21 protein-coding genes are annotated in these 18,552 nt (G+C 59.0%); 14 read left to right on the top strand and 7 right to left on the bottom strand.

Features of this window, described 5'->3' with window-relative positions:
* Window positions 1–46: 46 nt before the first annotated feature.
* On the top strand, window positions 47–1,099 hold the full coding sequence (gene leuB / locus B3527_RS14525) for a 3-isopropylmalate dehydrogenase (protein ID WP_290480335.1): 1,053 nt from the start codon (window positions 47–49) through the stop codon (window positions 1,097–1,099).
* Here the strand turns inward: leuB and B3527_RS14530 are convergent.
* Window positions 1,096–1,893 carry a TIGR03084 family metal-binding protein gene (locus B3527_RS14530; RefSeq protein ID WP_290480336.1) on the bottom strand — a complete coding sequence of 266 codons (798 nt, stop codon included), beginning with the start codon at window positions 1,891–1,893 and terminating at the stop codon, window positions 1,096–1,098. The genes leuB and B3527_RS14530 overlap by 4 nt on opposite strands.
* 5 nt (window positions 1,894–1,898) lie before the next feature.
* Window positions 1,899–2,270 (bottom strand): nuclear transport factor 2 family protein, encoded by a 372-nt coding sequence (locus B3527_RS14535; protein WP_290480951.1) that lies wholly within the window; start codon window positions 2,268–2,270, stop codon window positions 1,899–1,901.
* Between the two features lie 122 nt (window positions 2,271–2,392).
* Between B3527_RS14535 and B3527_RS14540 the strand changes: the two genes are divergently transcribed.
* Window positions 2,393–3,436, top strand: a complete 1,044-nt coding sequence (locus B3527_RS14540) for an aspartate-semialdehyde dehydrogenase (protein ID WP_206991815.1) — start codon at window positions 2,393–2,395, stop codon at window positions 3,434–3,436.
* 60 nt (window positions 3,437–3,496) lie between these two features.
* The gene (gene rarD / locus B3527_RS14545) at window positions 3,497–4,405 is read left to right on the top strand and encodes an EamA family transporter RarD (protein ID WP_290480855.1); all 909 of its coding nucleotides are present in this window, start codon (window positions 3,497–3,499) and stop codon (window positions 4,403–4,405) included.
* 92 nt (window positions 4,406–4,497) lie between these two features.
* On the opposite strand, the gene B3527_RS14550 is transcribed toward rarD, so the two are convergent.
* The 3 genes from B3527_RS14550 to B3527_RS14560 are packed head-to-tail and all read right to left on the bottom strand — an operon-like array spanning window position 4,498 to window position 6,797.
* Window positions 4,498–5,121, bottom strand: a complete 624-nt coding sequence (locus B3527_RS14550) for a LysE family translocator (RefSeq protein WP_206991817.1) — start codon at window positions 5,119–5,121, stop codon at window positions 4,498–4,500.
* Window positions 5,122–5,124: 3 nt separating this feature from the next.
* Window positions 5,125–6,243: a serine hydrolase domain-containing protein gene (locus B3527_RS14555; protein WP_206991818.1), complete on the bottom strand. Its 1,119-nt coding sequence runs from the start codon at window positions 6,241–6,243 to the stop codon at window positions 5,125–5,127.
* Window positions 6,244–6,281: 38 nt separating this feature from the next.
* The gene (locus B3527_RS14560; protein ID WP_206991819.1) at window positions 6,282–6,797 is read right to left on the bottom strand and encodes a hypothetical protein; all 516 of its coding nucleotides are present in this window, start codon (window positions 6,795–6,797) and stop codon (window positions 6,282–6,284) included.
* Between the two features lie 85 nt (window positions 6,798–6,882).
* On the opposite strand from B3527_RS14560, the gene B3527_RS14565 reads away from it, so the two are divergent.
* From B3527_RS14565 to ftsY, 8 genes are all read left to right on the top strand, one after another.
* The gene (locus tag B3527_RS14565) at window positions 6,883–7,764 is read left to right on the top strand and encodes an HpcH/HpaI aldolase/citrate lyase family protein (protein ID WP_290480339.1); all 882 of its coding nucleotides are present in this window, start codon (window positions 6,883–6,885) and stop codon (window positions 7,762–7,764) included.
* Between the two features lie 53 nt (window positions 7,765–7,817).
* On the top strand, window positions 7,818–8,165 hold the full coding sequence (locus B3527_RS14570) for an ArsC/Spx/MgsR family protein (protein ID WP_034817294.1): 348 nt from the start codon (window positions 7,818–7,820) through the stop codon (window positions 8,163–8,165).
* A gap of 89 nt (window positions 8,166–8,254) precedes the next feature.
* Window positions 8,255–8,512: a hypothetical protein gene (locus tag B3527_RS14575; RefSeq protein WP_034817295.1), complete on the top strand. Its 258-nt coding sequence runs from the start codon at window positions 8,255–8,257 to the stop codon at window positions 8,510–8,512.
* Between the two features lie 38 nt (window positions 8,513–8,550).
* Complete coding sequence (locus B3527_RS14580) at window positions 8,551–9,603, top strand: MaoC family dehydratase (RefSeq protein WP_290480340.1); 1,053 nt, start codon at window positions 8,551–8,553, stop codon at window positions 9,601–9,603.
* Window positions 9,604–9,643: 40 nt separating this feature from the next.
* Window positions 9,644–10,060 (top strand): hypothetical protein, encoded by a 417-nt coding sequence (locus B3527_RS14585; protein ID WP_034817298.1) that lies wholly within the window; start codon window positions 9,644–9,646, stop codon window positions 10,058–10,060.
* 64 nt (window positions 10,061–10,124) lie between these two features.
* Complete coding sequence (gene dapF, locus B3527_RS14590) at window positions 10,125–10,934, top strand: diaminopimelate epimerase (RefSeq protein WP_206991823.1); 810 nt, start codon at window positions 10,125–10,127, stop codon at window positions 10,932–10,934.
* A gap of 78 nt (window positions 10,935–11,012) precedes the next feature.
* Window positions 11,013–12,290 carry a tRNA (N(6)-L-threonylcarbamoyladenosine(37)-C(2))-methylthiotransferase MtaB gene (mtaB, locus tag B3527_RS14595; RefSeq protein ID WP_290480341.1) on the top strand — a complete coding sequence of 426 codons (1,278 nt, stop codon included), beginning with the start codon at window positions 11,013–11,015 and terminating at the stop codon, window positions 12,288–12,290.
* Window positions 12,287–13,675 (top strand): signal recognition particle-docking protein FtsY, encoded by a 1,389-nt coding sequence (gene ftsY / locus B3527_RS14600; RefSeq protein ID WP_290480342.1) that lies wholly within the window; start codon window positions 12,287–12,289, stop codon window positions 13,673–13,675. Before mtaB ends, ftsY begins: the two co-directional genes overlap by 4 nt.
* Here ftsY and B3527_RS14605 read toward each other — a convergent pair whose 3' ends face one another.
* Complete coding sequence (locus B3527_RS14605; protein WP_290480343.1) at window positions 13,676–15,412, bottom strand: N-acyl-D-amino-acid deacylase family protein; 1,737 nt, start codon at window positions 15,410–15,412, stop codon at window positions 13,676–13,678.
* Window positions 15,413–15,516: 104 nt separating this feature from the next.
* On the opposite strand from B3527_RS14605, the gene B3527_RS14610 reads away from it, so the two are divergent.
* Window positions 15,517–16,377 (top strand): DMT family transporter, encoded by an 861-nt coding sequence (locus tag B3527_RS14610; RefSeq protein ID WP_206991826.1) that lies wholly within the window; start codon window positions 15,517–15,519, stop codon window positions 16,375–16,377.
* A 110-nt stretch (window positions 16,378–16,487) separates the two neighbouring features.
* Window positions 16,488–17,129 carry an inner membrane-spanning protein YciB gene (locus B3527_RS14615; RefSeq protein ID WP_206991827.1) on the top strand — a complete coding sequence of 214 codons (642 nt, stop codon included), beginning with the start codon at window positions 16,488–16,490 and terminating at the stop codon, window positions 17,127–17,129.
* Here the strand turns inward: B3527_RS14615 and B3527_RS14620 are convergent.
* The gene (locus tag B3527_RS14620; protein ID WP_290480344.1) at window positions 17,126–17,677 is read right to left on the bottom strand and encodes an NUDIX hydrolase; all 552 of its coding nucleotides are present in this window, start codon (window positions 17,675–17,677) and stop codon (window positions 17,126–17,128) included. The genes B3527_RS14615 and B3527_RS14620 overlap by 4 nt on opposite strands.
* 127 nt (window positions 17,678–17,804) lie before the next feature.
* Here B3527_RS14620 and B3527_RS14625 point away from each other — a divergent pair, with 127 nt between their 5' ends.
* Window positions 17,805–18,536, top strand: coding sequence for a MarR family winged helix-turn-helix transcriptional regulator (locus B3527_RS14625; protein WP_206991829.1), 732 nt, complete (start codon window positions 17,805–17,807; stop codon window positions 18,534–18,536).
* The last annotated feature ends 16 nt before the right edge of the window (window positions 18,537–18,552 follow it).

Consider the following 18,552-nt stretch of genomic DNA (forward strand, 5'->3'; position numbering starts at 1 on the left):
TAGGTGCCACAAAACAACTTTGTCCGAACATGAGTGGAGCGCGGAAGTGAAACAGACCTTACTGTTATTGCCAGGAGACGGGATTGGCCCAGAAGTTGTGGCCGAAGTTCGGCGCCTGGTGGACGTTCTGGCTCCAGATCTCCTGTTGGAAGAGGGGCTTGTTGGCGGAGCATCCTTTGATGCCCACGGGACGCCGTTGAACGAGAATACGCTGGAGCAGGCCCGTCGATCGGATGCGGTTCTGCTCGGCGCGGTTGGTGGGCCGAAATGGGCGGGTACGGCGCGCGACAAGCGCCCGGAAGCTGGCCTGCTGGCTTTGCGCAAAGGCCTCGATGTTTTTGCGAACTTGCGGCCCGCTTTCTGTTTCCCGGCATTGGTCAGCGCCTCCAGCCTGAAGCCTGAAGTGGTCGAAGGCCTGGACATCATGATCGTCCGAGAGCTGACAGGAGGTGTCTATTTCGGCACGCCGCGCGGCATTGATGAGAAAGGCGGACTGCGCCGGGGGTATGACACGTCGATCTACACGCACCCGGAAGTCGAACGTGTTACGCGTGTTGCTTTCGAAATCGCGCGTGGCAGGGACGGCCGTGTCTGTTCGGTAGAAAAATCGAACGTCATGGAGACCGGCCTGTTCTGGCGTCAGGAAGTCACATTGGCGCATGCCGAGTTCGGTGCTGGCGTCGAACTCAGCCACATGTATGCGGATGCTTGTGCAATGGAGCTCGTCCGAGCGCCGAAACAGTTCGATGTGATTCTTGCCGGTAATCTGTTCGGGGATATTCTCTCTGACGAAGCCGCCATGCTGACCGGGTCCATCGGAATGCTGCCCTCAGCGTCCCTTGGGGCGGATGGTACGCCGGGCCTCTATGAGCCGGTGCACGGTTCGGCGCCGGACATTGCGGGACAGGGTATCGCAAATCCGTGTGCAGCCATTCTGTCGCTTGAAATGGCCCTCCGCTGGTCTCTGGGGCGTGAAAAAATCGCCGACAGGCTCTTCGCAGCAGTGGGCAAGGCTTTGGAAGATGGCGCCCGTACGCGAGATCTTGGGGGAGAGCTCAAGACTCACCAGATGACGGATGCAATTATCGCAGCGCTTTAAGCTATGCGCGTCTTCCGTGTCCCGGCCGCTGGTGGCGGCTGCGGAGGGCCCGCAAAGCACTGCGCTTGTGTCATCCAGGATTGAGCAATCTTTCCGGATACGGAAAGACTTGTGTCCGCCACGTTGCGTACCTGCGTTACGACTTGGCAGAATTCTTCTGCGCGGCCTGCAATCCGCTCATCATCTTGTTCTTCGCCATACGTCCAGATTTCGCCGGACGGCGCGGTAAGGGACAGGAAGGGCATCGGCCCCGGAGCCGGGAGTTTCCGGTTGGCAAAAGTCCACCCATAGGTGTTCACGCCCAGCACCACGATATTGCGGATACGGTCGTTATTCTCACGGACGACGCCCAGCTGGTCATAGACTTCCTGACCGTGCGCCCAGGTTTCCATAAGTCGCGCCGTGATCGAAGACCGCGCGCTCATGCTTGGGCCCACCCATTGCAGGCGCTGGGATGGATCGGTTTGAGCGAAGACATCTGCCGTACGGTCTGCCATGACAAGCCAGTCCTCCCGCAAGGCGCGGCCTGACAGGCCCTCGAAGTACGCATATTCATGGTCTGGAAGTGCGCCTTCGCGGAGCGCGTCCGTCAGGCCGGATACAAGCGCTTGAAATGCCGCCTCGTCTTTTACCGATAATAGCGCTGCGGTGTTCCAGAAATGCAGGTGGCGGAGAACCATGTCGATGGTCCAGTCCTTGAATGCGGTTTTCTGCGTATAGTCCGTATCGGACAGGGGTGCGATCAGCTCGGACAGGGCCAGCGATTCATCGAGGAAGTCTGCGGCTTGTTGCATGAAGATCAGCTATAATCCGCGATGCGGCAGAGCAGGTTGCCGCGAAATTCGAAAAAGCTCGCGCCGCGTACTTTTACGGTCTCGCCGGACTTGATGCCATTGGGCAGGTCTACGGCGGCCTTGCCTTCAAATTCGATCTCGGCCGCAGCCTTGCTGCCTCCACTGACAATGTTGACCAGTCGCTGACGGCGATAGGAGAAGGCATTTCCTGACAATTCCGCGACCTGACGCATCATGTCCCTGCCATCCAGACGCATGGACTGACCCGTGTTGGAGATATTTTCGAACACCACGTCTTCCGTCACGCAATCGAGCATTCCGTCGATATCACGGGCATTGTAACAGGCGAGGTAGCGGTTGATTACGTCATCAAGCACGAGGGCGGCTCCCAGTTCCGGGTTCAATCCGGTCTGCCTCAGCAGCGAGACGTTGGCAACAGGCTTTAAATGGCGTCGAAGATGCGCCATAAGCCCGGTTCAATCTCAGGAGTAGAAATATCATGGCCACTCGGATCGCAGTCGTCGGTGCAACAGGTAATGTCGGACGCGAACTGTTGAACATTCTGGAAGAACGTATGTTCCCAGCCGACGAAGTCTTTGCCGTTGCGTCCCGCCGGTCGCTCGGCAAGGAAGTGTCCTATGGCGATCGCACGCTGAAATGCCACGATATTGAACAATTCGACTTCACACAGGTAGACCTCGTCCTGATGTCGGCTGGCGGCGCCACCGCCAAGGAATGGGCACCGAAAATTGCCAAAGCCGGCGCGATCACGATCGACAACTCGTCCGCATGGCGGATGGATCCGGACGTGCCGCTCGTCGTGCCAGAGTGCAACGGCGAAGCCGTGATGGGTTACGAAAAGAAGATGATCATCGCGAACCCCAACTGCTCGACTGCACAGCTCGTTGTGGCGCTGAAGCCGCTGCATGATGCCGTCGGTATCACCCGCGTTGTCTGTTCGACTTACCAGTCCGTATCCGGCGCCGGCAAGGAGGCGATGGACGAGCTGTGGAATCAGACACGCGGCGTATTCGTCAATGACGAGCCGACCCCGGAAGTCTTCCAGAAGGAAATTGCCTTCAACGTCATCCCGCAGATCGACGTTTTCATGGATGATGGTTTCACCAAGGAAGAGTGGAAGATGCGCGTCGAGACGAAGAAAATCCTCGACGAGTCCATCGAACTGGTCGCGACCTGTGTGCGCGTGCCGGTCTTTGTCGGCCATTCCGAAGCCGTGAATGTCGAATTGGCCGGCCCTTTGAGCGCCAAGAAAGCCAAGGAAATTCTGCGCGAGAGCCCGGGCATCATGCTGGTCGATGATCCTGAAGACGAGCTCTACATCACGCCGAAGGAATGCGTGGGCGAATGGGCGACCTATATCTCCCGCGTCCGCAAGGACCCGACGGTCGAAAACGGCATCGCCTTCTGGTGTGTCTCCGACAATCTGCGCAAAGGCGCCGCCCTCAACGCAATCCAGATTGCCGAAGAACTCCTCAATCGCGGCGTCCTGAAGCCAGAGAAACAGCCCGTTTCGACAAACTGAAACGCTTCGCAGCAATAATTGGGTGGCGTTGCCTCATGGCTCAGTGCTACGCGCTGGGCCATGAACACTGAAACTCGCCTCGGATTCTTTGCTGGCCTGGGGGCCTTTTTTATCTGGGGGAGCCTGCCGCTCTACATCCGGCTGATGCAGCACATCGGTGCGGCGGACCTGCTGGCACATCGCGTGGTCTGGTCCATACCGACTGCGCTGATCTTCATTGCGATTGCTGCGAACTGGCGGGACGTTCGGACAGCCCTGAAATGGGACAAGCTGAAATGGCTGCTTATCTCAGGCGCCCTGATCGGGTCCAATTGGGGATGTTACATCTGGGCGGTAAATGCTGGCCGGACGATGGAAGCGTCGCTCGGCTATTACATCAATCCGCTTGTGAACGTGATCTTCGGCATGATCTTCTTTTCCGAGCGCCTTCGGCCGGCGCAATGGGGCGCAGTAAGCATCGCCGCTATCGGCGTTGCCATCATGACAGTGGCTTTCGGACAGGTGCCGTGGGTCGCCCTGTTTCTCTGCGTAACCTTTGCCTGTTACTCGCTGATCCGGAAGCAGGTCGCCATTGATAGTCGAGCAGGATTTCTGATGGAGGTTCTGCTGTTGGCGCCCGTCGCCCTGGCCTGGTTGGCCTGGCTCTCGCGCCAACCGGATGCGCAAGTATTCGGCAATGGGGGATGGGATGTCGCACTATTGATGGCGGCCGGCCCGATCACGTCTGTGCCCCTCATCCTGTTTGCCTTGTCAGCACGTCGTCTGAAGCTCTCGACCATCGGCATGATGCAATACATCGGGCCGACCTTGCAGTTTCTGATCGCGGTTCTCGTGTTCCGCGAACCGTTCGGCTGGACCCATGCGGCGGCTTTCGGTTTCATCTGGACGGCGTTGGCGATCTTCACCGCCGACAGTGTCATGGGCGACGCCAAGGCCCGGCGGCTCGCCCGCGCAGCGCGAGTCAGCTGAAAAAATGCTCCGGGCGGTGAGCACCCGGAGCAGGAAGATGTTTTGCATGATTGGAGTTGCCTCCGATTTCACCTCCGCAAGGACTGTGCCAGTCAGGAGACCGAACGTCCGGTCGAGACGGCGATCCACACGGCGATTCCAAGCAGCATGATGGCAAAGGTGCCGCGCAGGAGGGGAGCGGTCCGATAAGCTTCCAGTTTTTGGCCAAAACGGGACCCGGCAAGTACAATACTCGTATGGATGGTCGTCGCGACCACCAGGTGGATGACGCCCAGCGCAACAATCTGCAACCAGATTGGTCCTGCGGTATCGCTGGCGAACTGCCCGACGACGACGAGATAGAACACAAGCGCTTTGGGATTCAACAAATTCGCAGCCAGACCCCGCCAGAAGCCCGCCGCCTTGTTTCGATTGAGTGGTGAGACGGATCCGGTATCCCGCCAAGCCTCAACGGCGAGATAGACCATGAATGCGACGCCTGCCCATCGCAGCGTGTCGTAGAGCATGGGCATTCCGGCGAGCAGAGCCGACAGGCCTGTGGCCGCAGCCACCAACTGGGCCGCCAGCCCCAGTGTGATGCCTGCGACAGCGCGCATTCCCGCTGCGCGGCCCTGCTGCGCCGACAGCGCGGCGAGCCATCCCATATTGGGACCAGGCGTCAATTCCACTGCCGCCATGGCAATCAGGAATGCGGCCCAGTCAATATGGTTCAGCATGGATCAGAGGCAGTCATAGACCGCTTCAACCAGTCGTACCGCACGCGGGTCACCCACGAGTATATTGGATTGCTTGTTCATGACATAGGCGCACGTCAAACCATTGCGCTGATCAGCTATCGCCATGGAGCCCCCCCAGCCACAATGGCCGAGCGTGGTGGGTTCAGGTCCGAACATGCCGTGAGTGTTGTGCATGATGCCAGCGCCGAAGCTGGTGATCATGGGCAGAACCAGATCCGGTCCATGTGTTCGCGCCGTGCTGAGTGCCTCGAAAGTGGCGTTGCTCATGACACCCTCGCCATTGGTCGTGTAGGTCTCATAGAGTTGCGCGACCGAGAGCGCTGTTCCGTGGCCGTTTGCCGACGGAATTTCGATCTCGCGCCAAATGGCTCCACCGCGATTTGGGGCGGCCCATTTGCTGACAAATGCTGCGCGTCGCGGGGGGGTAATCTCTCCGAGTTCTGCCAATTCTCGCGGTCGCTGGATGTCGGCACAGCGATCATGCTCGCTGGCGGGTGTGCCGATCATGAAGTCGACGTTCGGAAACAGCAAATTTAGCGTCGTACCGAGCGTTTCGCCACTGATGCGCCGTGCAATCTCTCCGACGAGATAGCCCCAGGTCAGGGGATGATAGCCATGCGCGCTGCCCGGTGACCACATCGGAGCCAATTCCGCCAGTGCGGCGGCGCAGGCGGGCGGATCGAGCCAGAGCTCAGGGTCGATCTCTTCCGGAAAGCCGGGCAGGCCGGCTTGGTGACTCGCAACTTCGGCAATTGTGACCGCGCCTTTTCCATTGGCTGCAAATTCGGGCCATACATCGGCCACGGGCGTCTCAAAGCCGCCCGGCAGGCGCTCCACCAGATGGGCCAGGACGATGGCTGCGATACCTTTGGTGGTCGAATAGACCGGGACGAGGGTGGTGTCTGACCATGGGTGTTCCTTCTTCCGGTCAGCCCAGCCGCCGACCAGGTTCACGACGACTTTGCCGTCCTTGATGACGGCGAATCCGGCGCCGAGCTCCTCGCCATTCTCGAAGTTTTTTTCGAAGACGCGGCGAACAGATTCAAATCCGCTGTCGGCATGTCCGGCCATTGGCCAGCTGTCAGATGTTGTATCAGTCATCGGTGTTGGCTCGCATAAACCGAACTGGCCGACAAGCGTTACGGCTGAACCAAGGCCCGCACATCGGCGGCAACACGGCTGGTGAGGTCGCTGTCTACGGAGACTGTAAAATCCTCGAGCGCCTGCTGCCATTCGAAGATCTGCCTGAGGCCGAACTCATCCTCTCCCCTAAAGGAGACGTGGAATCTCACGCATATCCCACTCGGAGAAGGACCCTTTTTCGCGTAGGCGGTTCCGGGGTTGAAGCCCTCATTCATCTGATTGGCAAGTTCCAGCGTTTCCAGTCGCGAATAACCAGGCAGGTCCCGGCAGGCCGTAAAGCGGGCCGTCTGGCAGGTGCCGTCGATCTGGGAGCACTCCCGAAGCACAGCCTCGAACCCCTGTTTGTCCATCGCTGCGGACATTGTGGGGTGCGTGTCGATATACCCGATTTTGACGGACTGGAATTCGCGTATGAGGAATTCGTTGCGAAACTCGATCAGCGTAATGGGTTTCGCAAAGGCAGGCTCGCAAAACAGGAAGATTTGAGCCAGTAAGAGCAGGCGAAACATCATTGATCCATCTCGGTGCAGTGCGGGACGAGTATTCGGCTCGCAATCACGCATCAAATGGACAGTTCAGGTCAAGGAGTTGTCACATATGTCCCACGTCCACCGTCCCCGCCGATCCTGCCTCTACATGCCCGGCGCCAATGAGCGCGCCCTGGAAAAGGCGAAAACGCTACCCGCGGACACGGTCATCATGGACCTGGAAGATGCCGTGGCGCCGGAAGCCAAGGAGACCGCGCGTGATACGATCCGCGCGGCCGTGACCGCAGGGGGTTATGGCCACCGTGAAATCGTGGTCCGGATGAACGGGCTGGATACCGAATGGGGCCAAGCCGACCTCAAGATGGCGGTTGAAGCGGGCGCACATGCGCTGCTTGCACCCAAAGTGATTGATGGCAGCGACATTGATCGTCTCGACGACGCGATGAGCCTCGCCGGCGCCCCGGCCGAGATGGGGCTTTGGGTGATGATCGAGATGCCCAAGGCGATCCTGAACATCCAGGACATTGCCGAAGCCGTTGGCCGCACCCGTATGACGACGTTCGTGATGGGAACGAACGATCTCGCCAAGGAATACCGCGCGCGGATGACGCCGGACCGGCTGGCTTTCCAGACGGCTCTGGGCATGAGCATGGCTGCGGCCCGCGCCTACAACATCGTCGCGATTGATGGCGTCTACAATGACATCAAGAACGAGCAGGGCCTGATCGACGAGTGTGAACAGGGGCGTGACCTCGGCTTCGACGGCAAGACGCTGATCCATCCATCGCAACTCGACACGGCCAACCGCGTCTTCGCGCCGAGCCCGCATGATGTGGAACATGCACAGGCCGTGATTGAGGCGTTCGCAGACCCTCAGAATGCCGGCAAGGGCGTATTGAAGGTAAACGGCAAGATGACCGAATTGCTCCATCTCGACGAAGCCCGCCGGACGGTCACCATGGATGAAGCCATCCGGGCTTTTGAGAGCTGATCCTCAATGCTCTCGGGCATTCATATGGTAAACCAACACATTCAGGAATACGCATGACCTACACTCTCCTTCACCATTCCGGCTGCAGCACGTCGCGCAAGGGGCTCGCCTTGTTGCAGGAGAACGGCGTCGAGCCGGAGGTCCGGAAATACATGAATGCTTCCGAGCAACTCAGCCTGGATGAGCTGAAGGACATCGCCAAAAAGATGGGTGCCAGTTCGCCGCGCGAGTTCTTGCGCGACAAGAATGCTGCCGAATTCGGCATCGATGCGACTTCGACAGATGACGAGATCTTCCAGGCGATGGCCGCCAATCCAAAGATCATCCAGCGCCCCATCGGCATTGTCGGCAAGCAGGCCGTGCTGGGCCGTCCGATCGAGAAACTGCTCGAGCTGAAATAGTATTACACGGCTGATATTGCGGGGAGATCGATGAAATTTCATCGATCTCTCACGCGAAGATTCAATATCTGCATGGCAAGGCTGTGGGCATGATCGTGTTCATGACTCTTGCGGCGGTGTTGATCGCCTTTTCTGCATTTTGCACTCTTGGGGTGCCGTACATGTTGGCGGGACCACGCATGCTCGATGAGTTCTCCGAGAACCGTGAGCAGCAAATGATGGCTGGCCTGTTGGGGGCCGCGATCATCGCACTTTTCCTGCTGCCCTTCGTCTCACCCGCCTTGATTTCCTCGCCCAGTGACGGTCAGGTGCTGGCTGATCTGTATATGGGGCAAATCCAGGCCTGACGCCGGGAAGTCTTGCCCCTTTTCCATCTGAGGGGCGCATGACCAGCACATCGAAATCCAATCCCGGCCATTTCTTCGAAGATTTTTTCGTGGGCATGCCCCTCGCGCATGCGACGCCGCAGACGCTGACTGAAGGCGACATCGCCCTCTATCGCGCGCTGACCGGCGGCCGGTTTGTCCAGTATTCCTCATCTGAATTCGCCAAAGCCGCCGGCTATCCGGGCCTCACGATTGATCCGCTGCACGCTTTCCATGTCGTGTTTGGCAAGTCCGTGCCGGATGTTTCGTTGAATGCGGTGGCGAACCTTGGCTATGCCGATGGTCGCTTCTCTCAACCCGTCCTGCCAGGCGATACGCTGAACACGGTTTCGGAAGTGATCGGCGTCAAAGAAAACTCCAATGGCAAGACCGGCGTCGTCTGGGTGCGCACGCGCGGCACCAATCAGCGCGGCGAAGAAGTCATGTCCTTTGTGCGCTGGGTCATGGTCAACAAGCGGGATGCCAACTCACCCGCGCCAGACGTGGTGATCCCCGACCTGCCAAAGAGTGTGCCCGGGGCCGAATTGTCCGGGTTTGCCTCCATGGAGGCTTGGGATACATCCCTCGCCGGCAGCGAATACATGTTCGAAGACTATGCGGTTGGCGAGAAGATCAATCATGTCGACGGCATGACCGTGGAAGAGGCGGAGCACCAGATTGCGACACGCCTCTACCAGAACACCGCCAAGGTTCATTTCGATGCGCATGGCCAGAAGTCCAGCCGGTTCGGCAAGCGCCTGATCTATGGCGGTGTGGTAATTTCCATCGCGCGGTCGCTGGCCTTCAATGGTCTCGCCAATGCGGGCCATATGCTGGCGATCAATGCCGGCAGCCATGTCAGTCCGCTATTTGCCGGTGACACGATCTATGCCTGGAGCGAAGTGCTTGAGAAAGCTGAGCTGTCCGACAAGGTTGGCGGGTTGCGCTTGCGCCTCGTGGCAGTGAAGGATCAGGATCCGGGCGCGTTCGCCTATAAGGGCGAGGATGGGAAGTATGCCGATGGTGTTCTGCTCGACTTCGACTATTGGGCCGCCATTCCACGCAAGCGGTAAGGCGCTTCCGTTTCGGCGCGCGCTCCCTATATGATGCCGCATGAGCGGATATGGGCCTTTTGACGATTTCACGCTGTTCGCCATCGCAATTGCGGTGGTGCTGTCGGCAATTGTCAGCCTGATCGGCACGTCCGCTCGCAAGCGGAATGTTGCGCTTGGCGAGGCGACCGTCGCCGATCTTGCGGAGATGACCGGTATCCGGGATCCCAAGAAGCTACAGGAAGCCTTTGGCCCGCCCGACATGGGCCGCGTCTGGCGCACGGTCACACTCTTTGATGTGCGGCGCTTCCGGCAACCTCAGGGGTGGCTGATGTCGAGCGATATCGTCGACTATGCGTGTCTGGGCATTGTGGCGCTCGCCATCTTCGTGTCGCATCCCTTTGTCGGGGCGGGGCTGGTGGCAGCGCTGGTCATCCAGGTGGCTGGATGGATTGTGTCGTTCGGGCTACCCAAGTAGACGCGCGAAATATCTGACGAGGTTCCGCTTTTCGGGACGGGGGAAACCCTTTAAGGGCAGGCGAATGAAAGTCTGGAAGATGAATGGTGCTGGCAACGCGTTTGCCATATTCGACGCCCGCTCGACTGCGTTCGTGCCGAGCACCGACCAGGTGCGCCAGATTGCCGAAGACCTAAAAGCCGATCAGATCATTGCGCTGGAGCGTGATGTCGCGCGCGACGTGTTCATGCGCATCTGGAACGCCGATGGCAGCGAAGTCTTTGCCTGTGGCAACGCCTCCCGTTGTGTAGGCAAACTGTTACTGGCTGAAACCGGCAAGGACCGGGTGTCCATCCAGACCGAAGCGGATGTTCTGAAAGCGTTTGCCGCAGAGGATGGCCAGATAACCGTCGACATGGGTTCGCCCCTGATGGGGTGGGAAGACATTCCGCTTTCCGAGAAAATGGACGTTCGCGGCGTTGATGTGAAAGTCGGACCGATCGACAATCCCTGGCTCTCACGTCCGGCAGTGGTCTCGATGGGCAATCCGCACGCCGTGTTCTTCGTGAAGAATATCGATGATTACGACATTCCGGCCATCGGGCCGCTCGTTGAATGGCACCCGACCTTTCCTGAGGGGGTGAATGTCGGGTTCGCGCAGGTCATTGACCGGCAGAACATTCGCCTTCGCGTCTGGGAGCGGGGGGCCGGCCTGACCAAGGCGTGTGGCACCGGCGCGTGCGCGGCGCTCGTGTGCGCCGCCCGGGCGAAGCTCACCGACCGCCGTGCCAATCTCATCCTCGATGGCGGTACGCTGATCATCGACTGGCAGGAATCCGATGACCGGGTTTACATGACTGGACCTGTGCAGCTGGAATTCGAGACCGAAATCTGAACTGGGCAAAGGAGTCATCCTGCACAGATCCCTTGATTTGCGGGGCTGACGGCGCGATGTCCGCTGCAACACATCGCGATGACTGAGACCAAATCCCCTTCCAGCCCGCAGCTGATCACGCTCGGATGCCGCCTGAACACCTATGAATCCGAGGTGATGCGGGGCCATGCCACCGATGCTGGCCTGAATGATGCGGTGATCATCAATACATGCGCCGTCACATCGGAAGCCGTCCGCAGTGCGCGCCAGACCATCAGGCGGGCAGCGAAAGACAATCCGGACGCGCCGATCCTCGTGACGGGTTGTGCGGCGCAGATCGATCCGGACATGTTCGCAAAGATGCCGGAAGTCACGCGCGTCATCGGCAATCATGAAAAGATGCAGGCGGAAACCTGGCGGCCAGCCGAATTGCTGGGCGGGCACGAAAAGGTCCGCGTGAATGACATCATGTCAGTGCGGGAAACCGCTGCACACCTGATTGATGGCATGGAAGGTCGCGCCCGCGCTTATGTCCAGGTCCAAAATGGATGTGACCATCGCTGCACGTTCTGCATCATTCCTTATGGCCGTGGGAATTCCCGGTCTGTCCCGGCAGGGGAGGTGGTCAATCAGGTCCGGCGGCTCGTCGAGACCGGCCATTATGAAGTTGTGCTGACCGGCGTGGATCTGACCAGTTGGGGTGCTGATTTGCCCGGCGCGCCGGAACTCGGCAATCTTGTCCAACGCATCTTGAAACTGGTGCCGGAGCTGAAGCAGTTACGCATTTCCTCCATTGACGCCATCGAGATAGATGATGCCTTGATGGAGACCATGGCGGAACCTCGACTTGCGCCTTTCATGCATCTGTCCCTTCAGCACGGAGACGATTTGATCCTGAAGCGCATGAAACGGCGGCATCTGCGCGCCGATGCTATCGCGCTGACAGACCGTCTCCGCGCTGTCCGACCTGACATTGCTTTTGGCGCGGACATCATTGCCGGTTTCCCGACTGAGACCGAAGCCCATTTCGAGAATTCGGCCCGGCTCGTGGAAGAGTGCGGCTTGTCCTTCCTGCACGTCTTCCCGTATTCGCCCCGTCCCGGCACCCCGGCTGCGCGCATGCCGCAACTCGACAAGGCCATGGTGAAAACGCGCGCCGCGCGCCTGAGAGACGTCGGCGCGGCGGCGTTGGAACGGCATCTCAGGAAATATGACGGCCAGACTGTTGAAGCTCTGGTCGAGCGCGGGAACTCCGCGCGTCTGCCGGACTTCACGCCGGTACAGTTCGAGAGTGATCCGGGCGAAGCTGGACGCCCGGTACGCGCACGTATAGTCCGGCAGGATGGAAAACAGCTGATCGGAGCGCTGACCGCATGATCCTTTGGTTCGGAAAAAAGAAAAAAGAAGAAGAGCTGAAAGAGGCTGGCGCCGCAATGGAGTCGCCGGAGCTGTCAGCGGATGAACTGGCGGCCAGGGAAGCTGAAGCTGCGCGAAAGATTGCCGAACAGGAAGAGATCGAGCGCAAGGTCGCCGAGGCTAACAAGGCCTGGGAAGAGCGACAGGCGCGCGAGGCCGAGGCAGCGGCCGCAGAAGCAAAGCGGCTGGATGAGGAAGTCCGCAAAGCTGATGAGGCACGTGCCGCCGCTCAGGCGCGTGCGGATGATGCGGAAGCCGCGCGTCTTGCGGAAGAGGCCGAACGGGCCCGCAAGACCAAGGAAGAGCGCGAAGCGGCGCAGGCGAAGGCGGCTGCAGAACTCAAACTGCTCGAAGATCGGCGCGAGGCCGAACGCATGCGCGCTGAGCGGGAAGCTGCTGCGCGGGCGGCCATGGAAGCGGAAGCCAATGATCCGGGGTTCGTGGCCAAGCTCGGATCCGGCCTGTCCCGGTCTTCGGCGCGATTGACGTCCGGCTTGGCTGTATTCGGCCGAAGGAAACTTGATGATGAGACTCTTGAAGAACTCGAAGACCTGCTGATCACGTCAGATCTGGGTGCAAAGGTAGCGATGCGGGTGACGGGCAATCTCGCCAAGGAACGGTTCGACAAGGAAATCAGCGAAGACGAAATCCGACAGGCGCTGGCGGATGAAATCACCGACGTTCTGAAACCTCGCGAAAAGATCGTGGACTTCTCAGACGGTCCGCGTCCGCGCATTGTCTTGTTCGTCGGGGTCAACGGCTCCGGCAAGACGACCACAATCGGCAAGATTGCGTCCAAGCTGACAGAGCAGGGGGCGAAGGCGCTGCTCGTCGCAGGTGACACATTCCGGGCGGCGGCGATTGAGCAACTTACGGTCTGGGGCGAGCGGGCCGGTATTCCTGTCATGTCAAAGCCTACGGGCGCCGATGCGGCAGGCCTTGTTTACGAGGCGATGGAACAGGCGAAGGCGGACGATCTCGATCTTGTGCTGGTCGACACGGCTGGACGGCTGCAGAACAAGGCTGAGTTGATGGCCGAGCTTGAAAAAGTCGTCCGTGTTGTCCGTAAGCTGGACCCGACTGCGCCGCATGATGTCATTCTCGTGCTGGACGCGACCGTTGGCCAGAACGCGCTGTCCCAGGTCGAGGCATTCAGAAATACGGCGGGCGTCACAGGTCTCGTCATGACCAAACTCGATGGCACGGCCAAGGGCGGTGTGCTGGTGGCCATTGCGGAGGCGTTTGACCTGCCGATCCACTTCATCGGCATCGGCGAAAAAGCAGAAGACCTCCGCCCATTCAGCGCGGAGGCCTTCTCGAAGGCTTTGGTCGGAATTCAGGACTGACTATTCGGCGGCGATGGCGGTCGATTGGGGTTCCCTGGCTCCTCGCAGCAGGCGGCCGGGGCGTGCACCGGTGGGATCTCCGTCTCGGTGGGTAATTTGTCCGTTTAGTATTGTTGCTGTGTAGCCGGAGGCAGTTTGCATCAGGCGCCGACCGCCAGCGGGGAGGTCATAGTCCACGCGAGGCAAGTGGAGCTTCAGGTTTGTGAGGTCGATCACATTCAGATCGGCACGGTAGCCCGGGGCTACCAGTCCGCGATCATTCAGTCCGATCCATTGTGCCGTGGCGCGGGTCTGACGGTGCACGATGTGCTCAATGGGAATGCGTGGGCCCCGTGTTCGGTCGCGGACCCAATGGGTCAGCATCGTGGTGGTGAAAGAGCCATCACAGATCATGCCGACGTGCGCGCCGCCGTCTGACAGGCCGGGCAGTGTCGCAGGGCTGAGCATCATCTCGTAGGATGGGTCAAGCGAGCCACCGGAATAGTTCAGAAAGGGCAGGTAGAGCATGCCATGCCCATTCCGTTCTAGCATCAGGTCGAGTGCGGCTTCTTCTGGCGATATGCCTCGCCGGGCTGCAATGGCTTCCAGCGTACGATCAGGTGTGGGCTCATAATCTACTGGATCGTCAAGCTGAAAGATCTTTCCGAAGCTTCGCAACATGACTTTCAGGAAGGGATTATCTGTGTCCGGTGCGTCGGCCAGCAATCGTTTGCGAAAGTCTTCAGTGCGCAGCAGTTTTATGCGCTCTTCAAAAGGCAGGTTCGCGATTTCACGGTAAACCGGGCAGGCGCTGAATGGATTCAGCGTCAATTCAAAGCCAAGCAACACGCCGACCGGACGGGGGGCGACCTGTGCACGCATTGGCAGGCCATCCTCGGCGGCCTGTTCGATGGCGCCCAACAAGCGCCGCCAGCCTTCCGGGGCAATATCTGCCTGGGCCAGCGAGACAGATAATGGCCGGCCGCTCGCTTCGACAATACGGCGCAGCATGGCTGCTTCCTTTTCCGGATCATCGAAGTCCGACACGAATTGCAGGACGCCCCGTCCGGCGTCTGCCACGCCTTGCGAGATGCCCGTGAGTTCGGCTTCGCTCGCGGTGAGGGTGGGCGTAGGCTGACCGTCGCTGGTACGGTGGTTCAGTGTGCGGGAGGTCGAAAAGCCGATCGCGCCTGCGCGGATAGCCTCGGTTGCCAAAGCCCGCATCTGGCGGATGTCGTCCTCAGTGGCCGGCTCCCGATTGGCGCCGCGTTCGCCCATCACATAGACCCGCAGGGCCGCATGAGGCAGCTGCGCACAGATGTCAGCGTCGAATTGTCCATTCGACAGGCTGTCGAGATAGTCGGGAAAGCTCTCCCAGTTCCAAGGCAGGCCTTCGGCCAGAACAGGGAAGGGGATATCCTCCACGCCTTCCATCAGACGAATGAGGCGACCATGATCTTCAGGCTTGCACGGAGCGAATCCGACGCCGCAATTTCCCATCACCACTGTCGTGACGCCGTGCAGGGATGACGGGCTGATTGATCCGGTCCAGGTTGCCTGACCATCATAGTGCGTGTGGACGTCGACAAAGCCGGGAGTCACGATTTGTCCGCGCGCGTCGATTTCCTCGATGCCGCGGCCAGAGACTTTTCCGACTTCCGTAATCATCCCCTTTGAAACAGCGACGTCGCCCTCGAAGCTTTCGCCGCCTGTGCCGTCTATGATCGTTCCGCCGCGCAAGACCAGATCGTGCGTCATGATGGGTTTCCTCCGGAGTTTCTTGTTTGAGGCGAGTCAGACCCTCAACCGGGCAAGAGTCAAATCCTTCCCACGCGTCAGCAAGTCGTGCATAGGTCGCCGCAATGTCGATGACGCTTCTGCCTGTGGTTCTGTGCCTTTTGTCTGCAGTGACGGTTGCCGCCACCAACATGTTCGTGAAGCGGGGCGGCGACGTCCTGACAGCGCGCATGGCGGTTGCGATCGTCATGGGGCTAAGCGTCCTGCCCTTTGCGCCCTTTGTTCCCACCCCGCCGAGAGAGACCTGGCCGCTCATTTGCGTTTCCGTCGTGGTTCACTGGATTTACCAGTTCTGTCTCGTACGAGCGCTGCACAGGGGCGACTTGTCTCTGGTCTTCCCCGTGATGCGAGGCCTGGCGCCGCTCGCGACCGCCTGCTTTGCTGTCTTTGCGTTGCACGAGCATCTGACGGCACTCCAGATGGCCGGGCTGGCCGTGGCCAGCTTTGCCATCATTCTGTTTGCCCTGCCGACGGGAACGACAGCCTCAACGCGGCGGCTTGATCGGGACGCCCTGATCTGGGCCGTGCTCACTGCACTGGGCGTTGGTCTTTATGCTGTGGCGGACACGCGCGCCGCTCGCGCTATGCCGAATCCGATGACTTTTGTGGTTTGGCTATTCCTGCTGGACTGGATCGGCGTAACCGTCGTCGCTTGCATGCAGCGCAGGGGACGTATACGCGCTGCCATTGCGAAACAATGGAAGGGAGGGCTCGCAGGTGGGATTTTGGGCACGTTCTCATATGCGCTCGCCATCTATGCCTACACACTGACAGATGCCGCCATTGTAACCGCCTTGCGGGAAACTTCGGTCGTGTTCGCTGCGGCCCTTGGGGCTATATTCCTGAAGGAGGGATTCGGGTACAGACGAATATGTGCCGCCGCTTTGCTGGCCGCGGGGCTCCTCTCCATGCAAGTCGGGGCATAGCCTGTTTCAGATCGCTGCATCTGCGTTCGTGATTTATTAGGTCGACTATTGTCTGAGGGGAGCTACAGCTTGTGACCAATCCAGCAGCAGCCGAGACGCGTAGAGAAGTTATGACAAAGAAACAGAACACGGAAGGCTCAGCTGAGCTAAGCGATGCGACGGCCAAAGCTGGCAGCATCTGGACCGAACTCGGCCCGACGCTGGCGTTTATCGGTATCTACAACGTGATGTTGAGATTCCCGGAAGGCGAAGGGTTGTTTACCAAGGACACCGCGCTTTATTGGGCGACCGGCGTGCTCATCGTCTTCACAGCTTTCGTGATTATTCAGAAATTGATCCGCGGTGAAAGAATCCCGCCATTCCTGATTGTCTCATCCGCCTTGATTGGGGCGTTCGGTACGGCAGGTATCCTGCTTCAGTCGAAGCTGTTCCTGTTTATCAAGCCGACGATCATCAATCTGCTTTATGCAGGCGTGATCTTTGGCGGGCTCGCCGTGGGACGGAACATCTGGAAAATGTTGTTCCACACCGTATTTGATCTGCCAGATCACGCCTGGAAAACCCTGGCCATTCGCTGGGGGCTCTATTTTGTTGCCATGGCGGCGTGGAACGAATTTCTCTGGCGTAACTTTTCCGAGGCGACGTGGGCTAACTGGAAGCTCGGCAATATCGTGATCGGTGTGGTATTCGCGCTGGCGAATACGCCGTATACGCTGAAGCATATGCGAAAGCCCGAGGAAGCAGATACCTAGCGGATCAATTGCTCGGTGCCGGGCGGATTTGAGAACGGCACGAATGCCGCGCGGTTTCGAACGCTGGAAAAATGGGTCAAGGCCCAGACGACGGTCGGAAAGGCAAGATTCGCCCACGGTAGGTCTTTCCAGTCAAACAGGGCGACTTCCTCACTCTCGGGCCCAGGCGAAATATCCGACACCAACTCTGCTCTGAACATGACATGGACTTGCGCAATGCGGGGAACGGAGTAGACGGCAAGAACTTGACCCAGGCTGATATCGGCATTTGCCTCTTCCCGAGCCTCTCGTTTAGCGGCGTCTTCAACGGTCTCCCCGACCTCCATGAACCCGGCTGGAAGCGTCCAGAATCCCTTACGCGGATCAATCGCGCGCCTGCAAAGCAGGATTTTGTCACCTTTTGTCGCAACTGAAGCTGCAATAATTTTCGGATTTATGTAGTCTACGAACTGGCAATGTGAGCAAACACGGCGTATTCGGTCGTCGCCAGAAGGTATTTTCAGTTTGAAATCTTGAGAAAAGAAACCATTTGATAATTCCTCCGTCATCGAACCTTAAGCCTCTTGCTTGTATTGGGGTGAATGTTGATCCGCACACGGGTCGTATACTTAACAGACCAATAACCGGATTATCCATCGCGCCCAACGCCTAAATAAACACAGAAAGACTACCATCATGACCTACAATCTTAAAACCTCACCGAGCCATCTGCTCCATCGTGCCCAGCAAATTGCCGCCAATGAATCGGCTTCTGCGCTTGCCGCAGCAGGTATCACGCTGCGCCAGTTCTCTGTCCTTGCCGCTCTCTCAGGCAATGATGGCGTCAGCCAGTCCGACCTCGTCAACGCAACCGGAATCGACCGTTCGACGCTGGCCGACATGGTCGCTCGTATGGAAAAGGCTGGCCTCATCAAGCGCGTCGCTTCCAAAACGGACAAGCGCGCCAAGGTCGTTTCGCTGATGGCGAAAGGCAAGAAAGCTTACGAGAAAGCTCTTCCAGCTGTTGAGAAGGCTGATGCAGCCATCTTCGAAGCCCTGCCGAAAACCAAGCAAGCCACGCTGGTATCCGGTCTGAAGGATATGGTTGCTGAGGCTGACAAGGCTGAAGCCGCTGTTGCGCCAAAGCCTGCTGCTCCTGCGCCGGCCGCAAAAGCTGCTCCGAAGCCTGCAGTGAAGAAAGCTCCAGCCAAGAAGCCTGCTGCAAAGAAGGCTCCGGCTAAAAAGCCCGCTGCCAAGAAAGCTCCAGCTGCAAAAGCCGCTCCGAAGCCTGCGGTGAAAAAAGCGCCAGCCAAGAAAGCTGCGCCTAAAGCCAAAGCGAAAGCAGCACCGAAAGCGAAGCCAGCCACGACCACCAAGGCCGTCAAAAAGGCTCCGGTGAAGAAAGCTCGCAAAGCGACGAAGAAGTAAGGCTCCGGAAACGGAT

Source organism: Hyphomonas sp. UBA4505, assembly GCF_002388685.1.
Taxonomy (GTDB): domain Bacteria; phylum Pseudomonadota; class Alphaproteobacteria; order Caulobacterales; family Hyphomonadaceae; genus Hyphomonas.

Coding starts and splice junctions, on each gene's coding strand:
- B3527_RS14565 (WP_290480339.1), top strand. CDS start 6,883: ATGTCCCACGTCCACCGTCCCCGCCGATCCTGCCTCTACATGCCCGGC.
- B3527_RS14570 (WP_034817294.1), top strand. CDS start 7,818: ATGACCTACACTCTCCTTCACCATTCCGGCTGCAGCACGTCGCGCAAG.
- dapF (WP_206991823.1), top strand. CDS start 10,125: ATGAAAGTCTGGAAGATGAATGGTGCTGGCAACGCGTTTGCCATATTC.
- B3527_RS14575 (WP_034817295.1), top strand. CDS start 8,255: ATGATCGTGTTCATGACTCTTGCGGCGGTGTTGATCGCCTTTTCTGCA.
- mtaB (WP_290480341.1), top strand. CDS start 11,013: ATGACTGAGACCAAATCCCCTTCCAGCCCGCAGCTGATCACGCTCGGA.
- B3527_RS14625 (WP_206991829.1), top strand. CDS start 17,805: ATGACCTACAATCTTAAAACCTCACCGAGCCATCTGCTCCATCGTGCC.
- rarD (WP_290480855.1), top strand. CDS start 3,497: ATGAACACTGAAACTCGCCTCGGATTCTTTGCTGGCCTGGGGGCCTTT.
- B3527_RS14580 (WP_290480340.1), top strand. CDS start 8,551: ATGACCAGCACATCGAAATCCAATCCCGGCCATTTCTTCGAAGATTTT.
- B3527_RS14550 (WP_206991817.1), bottom strand. CDS start 5,121: ATGCTGAACCATATTGACTGGGCCGCATTCCTGATTGCCATGGCGGCA.
- B3527_RS14555 (WP_206991818.1), bottom strand. CDS start 6,243: ATGACTGATACAACATCTGACAGCTGGCCAATGGCCGGACATGCCGAC.
- ftsY (WP_290480342.1), top strand. CDS start 12,287: ATGATCCTTTGGTTCGGAAAAAAGAAAAAAGAAGAAGAGCTGAAAGAG.
- B3527_RS14610 (WP_206991826.1), top strand. CDS start 15,517: ATGTCGATGACGCTTCTGCCTGTGGTTCTGTGCCTTTTGTCTGCAGTG.
- B3527_RS14560 (WP_206991819.1), bottom strand. CDS start 6,797: ATGATGTTTCGCCTGCTCTTACTGGCTCAAATCTTCCTGTTTTGCGAG.
- B3527_RS14620 (WP_290480344.1), bottom strand. CDS start 17,677: ATGACGGAGGAATTATCAAATGGTTTCTTTTCTCAAGATTTCAAACTG.
- B3527_RS14540 (WP_206991815.1), top strand. CDS start 2,393: ATGGCCACTCGGATCGCAGTCGTCGGTGCAACAGGTAATGTCGGACGC.
- B3527_RS14615 (WP_206991827.1), top strand. CDS start 16,488: ATGACAAAGAAACAGAACACGGAAGGCTCAGCTGAGCTAAGCGATGCG.
- B3527_RS14585 (WP_034817298.1), top strand. CDS start 9,644: ATGAGCGGATATGGGCCTTTTGACGATTTCACGCTGTTCGCCATCGCA.
- B3527_RS14530 (WP_290480336.1), bottom strand. CDS start 1,893: ATGCAACAAGCCGCAGACTTCCTCGATGAATCGCTGGCCCTGTCCGAG.
- B3527_RS14605 (WP_290480343.1), bottom strand. CDS start 15,412: ATGACGCACGATCTGGTCTTGCGCGGCGGAACGATCATAGACGGCACA.